Below are 15555 nucleotides of genomic sequence, written 5' to 3' on the forward strand. Positions count from 1 at the left end.
AATAGCCTAAGCATATAAACCCTCTCCAACTGGAGAGGGTTCGGGAGAGGCTAGCTAATCGAATCATCGAGATTCGGCGCTAACCAACGTTTGGCTTCATCCAAACTCCAATTTTTACGGACAGCATAATCATCCAATTGATCTTGCGCGATTTTCCCGACATTGAAGTATTCACTTTGCGGCAAGCTATAGTAGAAACCGCTGACACTTGATGGTGGCCACATCGCAAAACTACTGGTGAGCTGTGTGCCAATTTTATCGGTTGAACCTAACCAATCAAATAACACGGCTTTTTCCGAATGTTCAGGGCAGGCAGGATAACCTGGTGCTGGACGAATACCGACATATTTCTCTTTAATCAGGTCTTCGTTACTGAGTTGTTCATCGACTTGATAACCCCAGAACTCTTTACGAATTCGTTCATGTAAATGCTCTGCAAAGGCCTCGGCAAAACGGTCACCCAAGGATTGTGCCAAAATAGCAGAGTAGTCATCACCTTTGGCTTTGTATTCGTGTGCCAGTTCTTCTGCACCAAAAATTGACACCGTAAATCCACCCAAATAATCCTGTGCCGTCGATGCTTGCGGACTAATGAAGTCGGCTAAAGAAAAGTTCGGTTTACCGGTGACTTTGTCAGATTGCTGGCGAATATGTTCAAAAGTATGGGTCACTTCAGTACGTGATTCATCACGATATACTGCAACCGTATCTGCTGCGGTACGACTGGCGGGGTAAATCCCAAACACAGCACGTGCATCAAAGCGTTTATTTTCAATAATGTCTTTTAACATCGCTTGCGCTTGTTCATACAAATCGGTTGCAGCTTCGCCAACCACCGCATCGGTTAGGATTTTCGGGAATTTACCTGCCAAGCTCCACGATATAAAGAATGGTGTCCAGTCAAAGTATGCAACTAAGCTTTCTAGCGGGTAGTTGTTGAGAACTTGGATACCTTGCATATTCGGCAACGGTGGCACATAGCTGTTCCAATCGATATTAAAACCATTTTCAATGGCTTGTGCATAAGACAACTTGGCCGCTTTGGGCTGTTTGTTGGCAATACGCTCACGAATTTTGACATATTCAGCACGATGCTCTTCCACAAATTTGGGTTTCATGGTGTCAGATAATAAGGTGGTTGCTACCCCAACCGCACGTGAAGCATCGGCCACATAAATTACGGCATCGTTGGAATACTGTGGATCAATCTTGACTGCAGTATGTGCTTTAGAGGTGGTTGCACCGCCAATCAGCAATGGAATATGAAAGCCTTTACGCTGCATTTCTTTAGCAACAAACACCATTTCATCCAGCGATGGGGTAATCAGGCCAGACAAACCAATAATGTCGACTTTTTCATCAATGGCAGTTTGTAGAATTTTCTCAGCAGAGACCATCACGCCAAGATCGACAATGTCATACCCATTACAGCCGAGCACCACGCCAACAATGTTCTTACCAATGTCGTGCACATCGCCTTTGACGGTCGCCATCAGAATTTTACCTTTGGATTGGCTTCCTGTTTTTTCAGCTTCAATGTAGGGGTTTAACCATGCGACAGCTTGCTTCATGACACGGGCAGACTTCACCACTTGTGGAAGGAACATTTTACCTGCGCCAAATAAGTCACCGACCACGTTCATGCCGTCCATCAATGGACCTTCGATCACATCAAGTGGACGTACTGCTTTTAACCGCGCTTCTTCGGTATCCACATCAATATAGGTGGTAATCCCTTTAACCAAAGCATATTCAAGACGTTTTTCAACAGGCTCATCGCGCCATTCTAAGTTCTCAACAGCTTTTTGTGCGCCACTTTGACCACGATATTGTTCAGCAACTTCAAGCAGTTTCTCTGTGGCATCTTGTCCACTTGCGCCTTGGTTCTGGTTGCGAATCACGTCTTCAACGGCCGCTTTGAGTTCTTTGGGAATGTCATCATACAGCGCCAATTGGCCTGCATTAACAATCCCCATGGTCATGCCTTGTTGAATGGCATAGTACAAGAACACGGCATGGATGGCTTCACGTACCGGTTCATTACCACGGAAGGAGAACGAGACGTTAGACACACCACCAGAAATCATCGCATTCGGTAGATTTTGTTTGATCCAACCAGTGGCTTCAATGAAATCAACCGCATAGTTGTTGTGTTCTTCAATCCCCGTGGCAACCGCAAAGACGTTCGGGTCAAAGATAATATCTTCAGATGGAAAGCCAACATCATTGACCAACACATCATAAGAGCGTTTACAGATTTCACGTTTACGTGCTGCTGTATCGGCTTGACCGTCTTCATCAAAGGCCATGACAATAATCGCAGCACCGTATTGGCGGCACAAACGCGCTTTATGTACAAACTCGTCATAACCTTCTTTTAAGGAAATCGAGTTCACAATGGCTTTGCCTTGCACACATTTGAGTCCAGCTTCAATGATTTCCCATTTTGAGGAGTCAATCATGATCGGTACACGCGAAATATCAGGCTCAGAGGCGATCAGATTCAAGAAGTGCACCATGGCACCTTGTGAATCGAGCATGCCTTCATCCATATTAATATCGATGACTTGCGCACCGCTCTCAACTTGCTGACGTGCAACATCAAGCGCTTCGGCAAAGTTTTCCTCACGAATTAAACGTAAGAATTTTTTAGAACCAGTTACGTTGGTACGTTCACCCACGTTTACAAATAGTGAGTCATCATAAATATTAAATGCTTCTAAGCCACTGAGGCGACAAGCTGGTTTGATCTCAGGGATTTGGCGCGGCTTGATGTCTTTAACCGCTTCATAAATCGCACGAATATGATCTGGGGTGGTACCACAGCAACCGCCAGTAATATTGATCAGTCCGCTTTCTGCAAACTCTTTAATAAATGCCGCAGTTTCAGCAGGGGTTTCATCATAGCCACCAAAGGCATTGGGTAGGCCGGCATTCGGATGCGCAGAAACAAAGACTTCGGCAACATCTGCAATGGTTTTGACGTGTGGACGCATCGCATCGGCACCCAAGGCACAGTTAAACCCAACGGAGAGCAAGTCACCATGACGGACAGAGTTCCAAAAGGCTTCTGCGGTTTGGCCCGTTAAAGTACGACCAGATGCATCGGTGATGGTGCCCGAAATCATTAATGGTAATTCACGCCCAAGCTGTTTAAAGACTTCTTTGACGGCAAAAATAGCCGCTTTACAGTTTAGCGTGTCAAATACGGTTTCAATTAAAAGAATATCCACACCGCCTTCAATCAGCGCGTGTGCCGCTTCAATATAGTTTTCTTTTAATGCATCAAAGGTGATGTTACGAAAGGCAGGATCGTTGACATTGGGTGAAATAGAGCAGGTGCGTGAAGTTGGCCCCAAAACACCCGCCACAAAACGTGGTTTGTCTGGTGTGGAGTATTTTTCACAAGCGGCTTTGGCGAGACGTGCGGCTTCACGGTTGATTTCAGGAACCAAGTCTTCCATGTGATAGTCCGACATGGAAACACGGGTGCCATTAAAGCTATTGGTCTCAATGATATCCGCACCAGCAGCTAAATAAGCCTCATGGATATCTTGAATCACTTTCGGTTGGGTGAGCACCAATAAGTCATTGTTGCCCTTAAGGTCGTGTGCCCAATCTTCAAAGCGTTCACCGCGATAGTCAGCCTCTTCAAATTGATGACGTTGAATCATGGTTCCCATGGCACCGTCAATAATTAAAATTCGCTGTGCGAGAAGCTGCTTTAAAATGGCGAGTGTGGACATACGAAACCCTAAGTGCACGAATTTGAAGTGGTGCGCATTTTAGCAGAAATCATTCTGTATTTGCTGTTTTAGCCAACGAGATAGCCGTGTTGTTTAGACAAGTTATTGAAATTTTAAGTTTTATAGAAGATTGTTCAAATATTCAAAAATTAAAAGATGGTAATACTAGAAGCTTGAACGAAAGAGAAAATAGAGATAGCGAGAAGAGCGCTGCTGCGAGGCTTCAAAATTTGAAAACCCTCAGAAAGCCGTCTAAATGTTCATCACTTTGTCATAAAGCATGGGCATAATACGCACACTAAATATTTTAAATGTAACTATTTCACAATTATTACAGTCATGTTTAATAGATTTAAATGGTGGTTTTGAATGCATAGTGATGCTTTAAATTATTGTTTTTATTCATTAAAAAATACAAATAAAGGAAGAGGTTTTGCTTTTATAAAACGTTTTAACTCAAAATATGACTTTTAAACATCAATATTTGTCATATAATTGTCACAATTAAATTGAACAATAAGTGGATTTTTTTATCCGCTTAACCGTCTGCATGAATTCAAAACATCAATCTGCTTCAGATACGGTACCATCCGATCATTCATCTAAATCGACGAATGTTCATGTACCGACACCGAAATTTTTTATGCCGGTGTTTTTAACTTTAATTGTTGCAACTCTTATTTATATTGGGGTTCAAGTTAGCGTTGATTTAGCGCATGTGCCGCCGTTGAGTGTTTACTCAATTATTTTACTTGCTACGGCACTCCTTATTGCACTGGGTTTTGAGTTTGTTAATGGCTTTCACGACACCGCAAATGCTGTCGCGACCGTTATTTACACCAATGCATTGCCTGCGCCAGTCGCGGTAATGTGGGCTGGTTTTTGTAATTTCCTTGGAGTGATGGTCGCCAGTGGTGCTGTTGCTTACGGAATTATTGCATTACTTCCTGTTGAATTGATCATGAATGTCGGCAGTGGTGCTGGCTTTGCGATGGTATTTGCCATGCTGATTGCCGCAATTATGTGGAATCTAGGCACTTGGGTACTGGGAATTCCAGCATCAAGTTCGCATACCTTGATTGGTTCAATTCTTGGCGTTGGCATTATGAACTATCTGCTACATTCGTCTGGTGGGGCGAGTGGTGTTGATATGGATCAAGTCGCCAAAGTCGGTAAGGCATTGTTATTCTCTCCTTTGATTGGTTTTGCCTTTGCTGCAGTACTCTTTCTTTTGGTTAAAAAAGTATTTAAGCGTCAAGTTGAACTTTTTCAGCCACCTGAAGGCAATAAACCACCACCGCCTCTCATTCGTGCCATTTTGATTTTCACCTGTACTGGGGTAAGTTTTGCCCACGGTTCAAATGATGGTCAAAAAGGAATGGGGCTGATCATGTTGATTTTGATTGGCTTGGTGCCTTTGGCTTATTCGTTGAATAAAAATTTAGATAGCGAACATCTTCAAAGTTTTAATCAACTTTCAAATCAAACTGCGACAGCGATCTATGCACAGCATGCGGATATTCCAGATGTTGAAGCACGTGCAGTATTAACCACGTATATTCAAACACGTGAAAACAGTCCAGAAGTGGTTCCTGCTTTGGCTAGTTTGACGGAGCATTTGGGCACACGTGTTGCGCATTACGGCGATTTAAAATCGATTCCAGAGCAAGAAGTCAGTTCGATTCGTAATGATATGTACCTCAGCAGCACCACATTCAAGCGTTTAGAAAAAGACAAGCAATTGCCTGAAATGACTGAAGCGCAAGCAAAATCGATTAAAGACTACCGTAAAAACTTAGATGCCTTTTTACAGTACATCCCAACATGGGTAAAAGTCGCTGTTGCCTTGGCCTTGGGTCTTGGAACCATGGTAGGCTGGAAGCGTATTGTGGTGACTGTGGGTGAGCGGATTGGTAAGCATCACATGACTTATGGTCAAGGGATGTCTGCAGAATTAGTGGCAATGACCACCATTGCAGCAGCTGATGGCTTTGGTATGCCTGTTTCAACCACGCATGTATTAAACAGTGCAGTTGCGGGAACCATGGTAGCGAACAAATCTGGACTTAACTTTAATACTGTAAAAACCATTCTTTCAGCTTGGATCTTTACACTTCCTGCAACCATTTGTTTATCGGGTGGTTTGTACTGGTTGTTCTTACAGTTTGTCTAACCGTATTTCCGTTTAACCTTTAAAAAACGCAGCCTGAGCTGCGTTTTTTTTATGGCTTAGATTATGCGCCTATTTGTTTTTAGCTGTATTGAACATCTTTTTTAGAGAGAGCTTATCCGCAGAAAAGCCATACAGTGCCGCAAAGGGAAGGGCGGTACGTGCCAAGTAAGCAACATTCCATAAGCCACCATGATTTGCACCATCCATCATTAACTCAAGTGGATGATCAAGTGTATTGTTAGGATTAGCCAAGGCTTCTGGATGACAGAGGTCATGCACCCATAATGCTGCCATAATCGCATTGGTGGTTTCTGGTTCAAAGGCTTCGACATCAAATAAACTGGCGCCATCGAAGGCCGCTTTAAGCAACGGGTTTTTGGTCACAGAACGGGTCGTGGTCGAGGGTGCAATATTAATGCTGACTTGCTGACCTTGATGACGCGCCAGTGTTGCACGCCATTGTTGTAGACGTTTGGCCAGTGCATAGTTGGGACCTTGTTCAACCACGATACAGTCAGCAATCCCATAGGATTTAGCATTGTCTGAGCTATAAACCTCAGGATTACTCTTTTGGAAAAGATGTTTCATTGACAAGGTTGCAATGCCTTGACTGAGAACACGTTCCAACACTGAACGTTGTTGATATTTCTGTTGTGCGGCCTCAATGGTTTGTTGTGGAACGGCATAAACATCGGTTGGGGTACACATATACATCAAAGATGAATCGGGTTTTTGTTGGCTGACATAACTCATGATGCTGTCCATGGCCATAGAAACGCGTACATGTTTTTCACCATCCAAATAAGCAATCGCAGCTAAATCGAGTTGATGTGGATTGTTGACTAACCAATGCGCAATTTCTGGGATATGCGTTAATAGGTTGGCCCCCAGTGCCTGTTTGAGCTGTTCAATCGGTGCATCATCTGCAATCACCTCAAGGCTTGGCGCATAGAGCGTCGCATTGCCTTGTTGCACAATATTGAGGATTCGCTCCCAGACCTGCGCATTGGGAAGGTCAATTGCAATAATATTGGCCTTCCACTTGGCTAACCAACTGAGTGGGCCTGCTTCTGAGCCTGCACCAAATAACACCATGCTACGCTGTGATAAATCTAACCATTCAGGATGTGAATGTACTCGCTTCATGGCTTCGGCATGACTCGGCTCAATAATGCCTTTACGCTGCCAAGTATCGAGCTGATCGAGTAGCGCTTGCCCACGCAGTTCTTTACCTTTATAGGGAACATACCATTCTGGCGCAGCCTGACTTTGTCCAATGACTTTTATGGTTTGTAGTTTTTCAATCGAAGAGATGTTCATCGCATCTTTGAGCAGATAGCGTTGACCTTGGCGATAGAAATCAAAACTATGTTGGGCTTTATGTAGGCCTTGCTGCGCAATATTAATGGCTTGGTCTGTTGAACAAATTCCATGTTCAACCAGACACTTAAAATAAAGTGGATAGTTTTTTCGCCAGTTTTTTTCTTTAAGAACATGCCGTGCTTGATGATGATTAACTAAAGATAGCGCTTCAGAAATGATGGCTTTGCCTGTACTTGAACTGCTACTTTTCTGAGTAATGGGGTCTACACTAAAATGTAAACCCTCTAATGTATTTGGCATGATCAGAACTCTAATTTTGTGAGGTATAAAAATACAATTGGGTACATTATCTATCGCGGGCTCAGCTTTGGGCTGGCATTAAGTGACAAAGTGATTCTAAAAAGTAAATGGACATAAATTTTTATAAGGTTGAATCTGCCTGATATCAAAAAACCTCAAGTTATACGCTTGAGGTTTGGCACGTTGCTTTTCTGGCTATTTTACGGATATTGTTTGAAGCATACCGTTTTGATGGAAATTGCTTTGAAAGCACTACTTGAAAAACGGAATGTTGATGAGCTGATTCAAGAAGTGATTGAATAGTTTGGGTTCGATCATCAGGGTGACGATAATGCCATAGGCTGCCCCCCACAGATGTGCGCTATGGTTGATATTGTCATTATTGCGTTTCCCAGCCCAAATACTGTAGCCGACATAGAGCACGGCAAAGATAATGGCAGGTACAGGAATAAAAAATACGAAAATCAGTTTCCATGGCTGAAATAATATATAGGCAAATAGCACTGCAGATACAGCACCAGAAGCACCTAAGCTGGCCCACTGTGCATCATTTCGATGTTTTATATAACTGGGTAAAATCGCAAAAATCAGCCCACCCAAATAGAATAAAATAAAACCTAAATCATAAAAGTATTGACGATAAAAGCTTTCAATAATACTGCCAAAGAAAAATAGCGTAATCATATTAAAGAGTAAATGCGTACCATCGGCATGTACAAAACCATGCGTGATAAAGCGATCGATTTGTCCACGCTGCATGGCTGGCGGCCAAAAGATTAACCGTGCTTTCAGTTGCGGTGAATTAAATGCCATAAAAGACACGATCAAGGTAATAATGATAATGGTCACGGTATGATTAAATGGTAATTGCAGCATATTCACTCATTCGAATAATGTTCATTTAGTCGACATAATGCCATGTAATTAAAGCAGACACGGTTATTTTTAAGAATTCCGACCATTTTGGTTGAATTTTTTCTTATTTGCCTCATCTTCAGTTAGAATAAGACCTTCGGCGTGAGGAAAATGTTATGACGACTGAGAACATCAGCACTGCAGTTGCAGAAGAACTCCCTAATTTATTAATTACCCCTAATGCTCAAGAGTATCTTAGTGATCTTTTGAATAAACAAGATACTGCAGGAATCGGTGTCCGTGTTTTCGTTGAAAATGCCGGAACCCCACGTGCTGAATGTTGTATGGCGTATAGTGCACCTGAGGAAGTAAGCCCGACAGATTATAAGCAGGACTATCCAGACTTTCCTGCCTACATCGACACCCCATCTATTCCTTATTTAAAAGATGCTGTGATTGATTACAATAAAGACCGCTTTGGTGGTCAGTTGACCTTTCGTGCACCCAATTCAAAAGTGCCACGTGTCGGTCCTGATGCATCAATGGAAGAACGTATTACGTATATTTTACAAGCGGAAATTAATCCAGGTCTTGCAGGACATGGCGGTAACTGCTCGTTAGTTGAAGTGATTCAAGATGAAGAACATGGTTTAACAGCAGTGCTTAAATTCGGTGGTGGCTGCCAAGGTTGTTCAGCGATTGATGTGACCTTAAAGCAAGGGGTCGAAACCACATTAAGAGAGCATATTCCTGAATTGGCACGTGTGGTCGATCAAACGGACCATACGCAAGCTGAAGGTGCTTATTTTAAATAGCAGCGCGTATAAGCTGAAAAGAGTATATTTAAGGCATTGATTACAGCATAAAATACTTTTTATTTCTAAAAGCTTCCACAAGTGTGGAGGCTTTTTTTTATTTGTTAATGAAATATATGACCCACTAATAATAGTGATAATGATTTGCATTAAACTTTACTTTTCTTTAGACTGCCCACAGTTTCACAAAATTTCAACAATACGTTCACAATTGGGAGTGAGCCAAGATGGCAATTCAACTGCATAAAACGCTATTAGCATCTGTTATTTTAAGCAGTATGTTAGGACAGGCTTACGCTAAAGATGGAGCAGATTCCCAAGCAGAAAACAAAGCTGTCACACAGCTTGAGACGATTGTTGTAACAGCAAGTGGTTTTGAACAAAACATTAAGCAAGCACCAGCATCAATTTCAGTTCTATCCCAGGAAGATATTAATAAAAAAGCATATCGTGATGTCACTGATGCATTAAAAGATGTTCCTGGTGTTGTGGTGACGGGCGGTGGTAGCTCAACGGATATTAGTATTCGTGGAATGGGCAGTGCTTATACAGTAATTATGGTGAATGGTAAAAAAGTAAATTCACGTGCTGTAAGACCGAATAGCGATAACTCAGGCATTGAGCAAGGTTGGCTACCTGGCATTGAAGCGATTGAGCGTATTGAGGTGATTCGAGGGCCAATGTCAGGTTTATATGGCTCAGATGCCATGGGTGGTGTAATTAATATCATCACTAAGAAGGCAGGAGCTGAATGGACTGGCTCAGTTAAACTCGATACGACACTACAAGAAAATCAAGATTCTGGTAATTTATACCAAGCTAATGCTTATGTCGCAGGCCCTTTGATTGAAAACCTACTGGGTTTTAAGGCCAATGGTACTTTTTCACAGCGTGAAGAAGATGACATTATTGGTGGCTATGCCAAGCAAAAAATGCGTGCTGGTGGTGCAGTGTTGAGTCTTACACCGGATGATGTGCATACCATCGATTTTGAATATCAACGTTCAATTCAAAACCGCGATAAGACAGTAGGCAAAACCATTGCAAACATACCCAATAAAGGGAAATATCCTACTGATTCAATTACAGATTATTATCGCACTGAATATAATCTAAGTCATCGCGGTGAATTTGGTGCGGTGAAAACGAACTCTTATATACAGCGCGAAGAAAATAAAAATCCAACACGCAATATGGAAGCAGTCAACACCACTTTTAATACGATTAACCAAATTACACTTGGTGCACATGAATTGAGTTTTGGTGGGATGTATTTAAAAGAAAAACTTGATGATGCAGGTAATAAATTGGGGAGTGATAGTTCATCCCGTTTATCTAGCCTTGATCGTTATAGTTGGGGGCTATTTACGGAAGATACTTGGCGTATTGTAGATGATTTTGCCCTGACCAGCTCTATACGTTTAGACAAAGATGAAAAATTTGGTAGTCACTGGAGTCCTAAGCTTTATGGCGTATGGACACTAAATGATGAGTGGATCATCAAAGGTGGGGTTTCTAGTGGTTATAAAACTCCTGGACTCCGCGAAACTGCAGCCGGATGGGGACAGGCGACAGGAGGTGGTACGAGTAATGGAGTGATTTTTGGGAACCCAAATTTAAAACCAGAAAAAAGTATGAATTATGAAGTGTCTTTTAACTGGGACAATAATGATAATCTCAATGCTGGACTAACCATTTTTAATAGTGAATTTAAAGATAAAATTACCGAATTTCGGACTTGTGACATTAGAGCAGGAGACTTGAGCTGTGAACGCTTTGGTGAGAATTTTGATTTTATTAGCGATCGAGAGAACGTCGATAAGGCCAATATGCGTGGTGCTGAAGTAATTTTTGGCTGGCAAGTACTCGATAATCTTAAGCTAAATAGCAATTATACTTATACTGATACTGAGCAAAAAAGTGGCGCAAATAAAGGAAAACCTTTAAATGAAATGCCGACACATATGTTTAATACGACAGCAGATTGGGAATATGATGATCAGCTTTCTGCTTGGACTCGCCTGAACTTTAAAAGTAAAACTTCAGATTATTTAAGCCGTACTAGCATGAGTAAAGGTAAACCTGCTTATGCCATGCTGGATGCTGGGATGAATTATCAGGTTTCACCACAGCTACAAGTCGCTGCTGGAGTATATAATTTGCTCGATAAAAAAATCAATTATGATCGTTATAGTTATGTGCTGGATGGTCGCCGCTACAATCTTGGTCTGACCTATAAATTCTAAGTCAGCAGAATATGCGTCATCAAGTATCAATCAGGGAGCCAATGGGCTCCCTGATTGATACTTAGCTCAGCTTAAATGAGACTATTCGATTTCTGTTAAAATCGCTTGTGTGCTTTCGGCATAATAGAATTTTTCTAAATAAATGCGAGCACGAGATTTTAAATAGTCTTGCGATAGCATTTGTTGAATGACTGGGTTTAATAAGGTCTGTAACTCATTTTGTACCAAGGCTTCATCAATATTTAAATCACGCAACAGTAAGTCTAAACTGCGTTCTTGATTACGCACATACCAAGCATAAACACCATCATGCACTTGTTGCTTTAAATAATCCGTCTGGCGTAAATGTTCCCAAATTTCATGTCCGAGTCTAACCGTCGTGGGCAGATCATTGACCTCGATATAGTTTTTAAACCGTGAAAGCGGTAGTTTTTTGATTTTGTGCCAAAGATTGGCTTGGAAATGGTAAAGCTTATTGTCATCGAAGTGTTGATTGAGGACTTGCTCACTCATTTGACTGATTTTAATGATATTTTTTTGTAAGTAATGCTTAACGGTATCATCCAAACGACTATCAGTGACCGTTTCTAATACCGACTTGCCCATTTTCATAAAGCGACCAACACCGGGTACTTTTTTACTGACCATTGAGTTGTCGATATAGTCTTGAATCGAATGATGAATCAATTGGGTCAACATTGCTGAAAAGGCTGGATGATTCACCAAGGTCTGAATCATTTTTTTGCGGTGCGCACCTTTACCGGCAACATATAAAGCAATTTTATCAACGGTTAAGACTGGAATAACATCTTCGATGTGATAACGATCATTGGCGGGGTGGATTAGGGCAAAACGGATATGCTCGGTAATTTGCTCAATCAGAAAATCACTGGCAGGCGTAGATAAGATCTGTTTTTCAATCAGGGCATAGATTTGCTCAAAGTTCCAGATATCTTGTAGGTTTTGTTTGCGGAACCATTGGTGAAAACTTAAAAACTCGGTTTCAATGTTTTTTGAATCAGTGAAACTGTCTGCTAAAAAATCGAGATGTGCGTCTATCAGTTTTTCGATATTTGGATTTTTCAAGGATACGGCCTCTTATGCCAAAGTGTTAAGGTTCAGCCACTGGATTTTTTAGCTGAATCGTGCGCTGCAAAAATGGTAAATAGCCTTGTACCACCAATTGAGGTGTTTCTAAAATAGGAACATGACCGACTTGATTTAAAATGATGGGGGTTTCTCCACGTTTTAACATCGACTGCAGTTCTTTGGCAACTTCAACATTAACGATTTGGTCTTGTTTACCCCAAATGATCATGGTGGGTGCTTCAATATTTTTTGCCATTTTCGCAAAGCTATCAGCAGTATAAAGCTTATTGAATTCTACCAACTGTTGGATGACTTTGTTGGCCGATTCAGACTGCGAGATCATGTATTTTTCTTGTTCTCTGGCAACAGCACTGGGTAGAAAAGGCAGGCTATACATGATTTTTTTTCTGGCAAATTCGAGATCACCTGTTTGAGTCACCAATAACTGCTTGAGATACAGTGGATTTTTTAAATAAGCAGTATTGTTGCTTTTAAATAACCCCCCTGTGCTAATCAGTAGCAGACTTTGCGTGTCATAGGGGTATTGGGCAGCATAAAACATCGCGATTGATCCACCGATTGAATGTCCTGCAATATTGAGCTGTTTTTGAATATTGGCAGTCTCAATAAAACGGCGCAATTGTTCAGTCACATTCGGTACAGAAAGGTCAAAGTTTGCAGGGACTTGAGTATCTCCACTGCTGGGTAGATCTGGAATGATCACATGGTAATAGGGGGTCAATTCATGTGCAATTTCATTCCAAGTATCACGGTTACTCGACAGACCATGAATCAGTAAAATTGTTGGTCGATCTTTATGCCCACCCTCACTATATGACCAGACCACATCACCGACACGCATGGTTTTACTGGTTAAGCCAGCCCATGTACGTTGCTCGCGCAACATTTTTAAGTAGTCTATTCGTTCAACATGATTGCTCTGTGCAACACTAGCTGTACTCAACGCCGTCACAAGGAGGTACAGGAAAAATATGCTGATAAGAATATGAAGTCGGTGTTTAGGAAATGGGTGGGTCATACCGAGCCTGCCTTGAAGATGGTTTGCCATTATATAAAAGCGACTCAATTATGGTGGATTTGATTCTATACAGATGGATTTATGACAGATGGTTTGTTCATTTTTTTAGCAAAATTATTTGAGATATCACATTGTTTCTATTTAAGTTCATTGCTTTTCCCTTGTGATATCAAGGCTTGTAGTTTTAATCAGTGTTATTCAATCAAAGCATTGTTTAAATAAACAGCAGGCCGTAAAAATTGTAACAGAGTTTATTTTTTATCAGTGACAATCGAATTTTAGCTCTTTAAAATGGTCACCAAGATCAATTCACCGGAAACGCACATGCTTACTGCTCAAGAAGTATTATTACAATTAAAACAGGGAAATCAGCGTTTTGTTAGTGGCGAAACAAAATATCGCGAGCTTTTGACGCATCAAGATCGCGCAGAAATGGCCGAAGATCAGCATCCATTTGCGATCGTATTGGGCTGTTCCGATTCACGTGTTCCTGCCGAAATGGTCTTTGATCAGGGGCTTGGTGACTTATTTGTGATCCGTGTTGCAGGGAATGTGGTTGCACCCTCACAAGTCGGTAGTGTGGAGTTCGCAGCTGAACGTTATAGTTGTCCCGTGGTGATTGTACTGGGACATAGCCATTGTGGCGCGATTCAAGCCACGATTGATACCTTGATGAACCCAGACTCACCACCTTCTGCCAATTTGATGTCGATTGTGAACCGTGTACGTCCATCAGTTGAAATACTGATGCAAACTGAGTTGAAAAATGATTTGGCCAAGCTCTCTGTACATGCCGTGCGTTCAAACGTATTTGCTTCAGTGAATCAGCTACGTCATGGTTCAGCTGTACTTGAAAGTTTGATTGCCAAAGGCAAGCTCAAAGTAGTGGGTGCAGAATATTCACTAGAGAGCGGTGAAGTTATTTTTTATGATTTTTAAATTGAATTGGCTGTAAAGCAAATATAGACTTTTTATTCTTGTAGTGGACATTGGTGTCCACTCATTTTTGGATAGGCGGATCACTGTCCAAAGCAATCTTCCCCCAACCCTAATGCCAGTCAGCTAAGGTCTTTTGTGATTTAAAAGTGCCCTCATCCCACTTGCGGAATATATTCCTCATCCCAACGGGAGAAGGGGCTTTCAGATATAATTTCTCAATCAAAAATGGCAGTATTTGTCTTAACTGACTGGCATTATCCCCAACCCTCCTTTTTCTAAGGAGGGAGCGTTGTATCGCATAGACTATGTATTGATTTAAAAAGAGTTCCCTCTCTTTTTCAAAGATGAGTCATATATTCTGCAAGTGGAATGAGGGATTAAAGCGCAGCTTTAATCAATGGATAGACATTATTGAGTAGGATCGGTTGCGCTGCCGCATTAGGATGAATCAAGTCGACTTGCATGAGTTTAGCATTGCCTGCAACACCTTGCATAAAGAAGGGGACTAACTTCACGTTATAACGCTGACTCAGCACCTTATAATTATTTTCAAATGCAGTGCTGTAGGCTGTCCCATAGTTTGGTGGAATCTTCATTCCCAACAGCAGCACTTTAGCATTGGCTTTTTGGCTGAGTTGAATCAATTTCGCCAAATTATTTTGAATCATTTGTGGCGGTTGTCCACGTAAAGCATCATTTCCCCCCAATTCAATCACCACCAATTGCGGTTTATGCGTCTGCAACAGCTTTGGCAATCTGGCCAAAGCGCCACTGCTGGTTTCTCCGCTCACACTGGCATTCACTACTTTATGGGTATTGGGGAATTGTTGATTTAAGCGCTGTTGTAATAAAGCGACCCAACCCTGTTGAAGTTGAATCCCATAGCCAGCACTTAGACTGTCTCCTAAAATCATGACTGTTTTTGCAAAACTATGTACGGGAGACAGGCAGATTGTGCTAAATATGAGTAATTGAATTACTTTTTTCAACATGGTGTGTTTAACCCTTTTTGAATTTTCCGAATAGGCTG

At 41.6% G+C, this 15555-nt stretch carries 11 protein-coding genes; 5 read left to right on the forward strand and 6 right to left on the reverse strand.

The window, feature by feature from the left end; all coding sequences use genetic code 11:
• Positions 1-50: 50 nt before the first annotated feature.
• On the reverse strand, positions 51-3746 hold the full coding sequence (gene metH / locus FD716_RS04940; RefSeq protein ID WP_139851243.1) for a methionine synthase: 3696 nt from the start codon (positions 3744-3746) through the stop codon (positions 51-53).
• Between the two features lie 86 nt (positions 3747-3832).
• Between metH and FD716_RS04945 the strand changes: the two genes are divergently transcribed.
• Positions 3833-4036 (forward strand): hypothetical protein, encoded by a 204-nt coding sequence (locus FD716_RS04945; protein WP_139851244.1) that lies wholly within the window; start codon positions 3833-3835, stop codon positions 4034-4036.
• A gap of 260 nt (positions 4037-4296) precedes the next feature.
• Positions 4297-5919, forward strand: coding sequence for an inorganic phosphate transporter (locus FD716_RS04950; RefSeq protein WP_139853612.1), 1623 nt, complete (start codon positions 4297-4299; stop codon positions 5917-5919).
• A gap of 69 nt (positions 5920-5988) precedes the next feature.
• Here FD716_RS04950 and FD716_RS04955 read toward each other — a convergent pair whose 3' ends face one another.
• Complete coding sequence (locus FD716_RS04955) at positions 5989-7542, reverse strand: hypothetical protein (RefSeq protein ID WP_139851245.1); 1554 nt, start codon at positions 7540-7542, stop codon at positions 5989-5991.
• 252 nt (positions 7543-7794) lie between these two features.
• Complete coding sequence (locus FD716_RS04960) at positions 7795-8418, reverse strand: rhomboid family intramembrane serine protease (protein ID WP_139851246.1); 624 nt, start codon at positions 8416-8418, stop codon at positions 7795-7797.
• A 155-nt stretch (positions 8419-8573) separates the two neighbouring features.
• Between FD716_RS04960 and nfuA the strand changes: the two genes are divergently transcribed.
• Positions 8574-9212, forward strand: a complete 639-nt coding sequence (gene nfuA, locus FD716_RS04965) for a Fe-S biogenesis protein NfuA (protein WP_139851247.1) — start codon at positions 8574-8576, stop codon at positions 9210-9212.
• A gap of 227 nt (positions 9213-9439) precedes the next feature.
• Positions 9440-11458 (forward strand): ligand-gated channel protein, encoded by a 2019-nt coding sequence (locus FD716_RS04970; protein WP_139851248.1) that lies wholly within the window; start codon positions 9440-9442, stop codon positions 11456-11458.
• Positions 11459-11539: 81 nt separating this feature from the next.
• Here FD716_RS04970 and FD716_RS04975 read toward each other — a convergent pair whose 3' ends face one another.
• Together FD716_RS04975 and FD716_RS04980 are read right to left on the reverse strand one after the other, a co-directional pair.
• Positions 11540-12544: a hypothetical protein gene (locus tag FD716_RS04975; RefSeq protein ID WP_139851249.1), complete on the reverse strand. Its 1005-nt coding sequence runs from the start codon at positions 12542-12544 to the stop codon at positions 11540-11542.
• Between the two features lie 25 nt (positions 12545-12569).
• Positions 12570-13586 carry an alpha/beta fold hydrolase gene (locus FD716_RS04980; protein ID WP_139851250.1) on the reverse strand — a complete coding sequence of 339 codons (1017 nt, stop codon included), beginning with the start codon at positions 13584-13586 and terminating at the stop codon, positions 12570-12572.
• Positions 13587-13910: 324 nt separating this feature from the next.
• On the opposite strand from FD716_RS04980, the gene FD716_RS04985 reads away from it, so the two are divergent.
• Entirely contained in the window at positions 13911-14525 is a 615-nt protein-coding gene (locus FD716_RS04985; protein ID WP_139851251.1) for a carbonic anhydrase, read from the forward strand.
• 377 nt (positions 14526-14902) lie between these two features.
• On the opposite strand, the gene FD716_RS04990 is transcribed toward FD716_RS04985, so the two are convergent.
• Entirely contained in the window at positions 14903-15517 is a 615-nt protein-coding gene (locus tag FD716_RS04990) for an arylesterase (protein ID WP_139851252.1), read from the reverse strand.
• Positions 15518-15555: the final 38 nt, after the last annotated feature.

Source organism: Acinetobacter pullicarnis (genome assembly GCF_006352475.1).
GTDB lineage: Bacteria > Pseudomonadota > Gammaproteobacteria > Pseudomonadales > Moraxellaceae > Acinetobacter > Acinetobacter pullicarnis.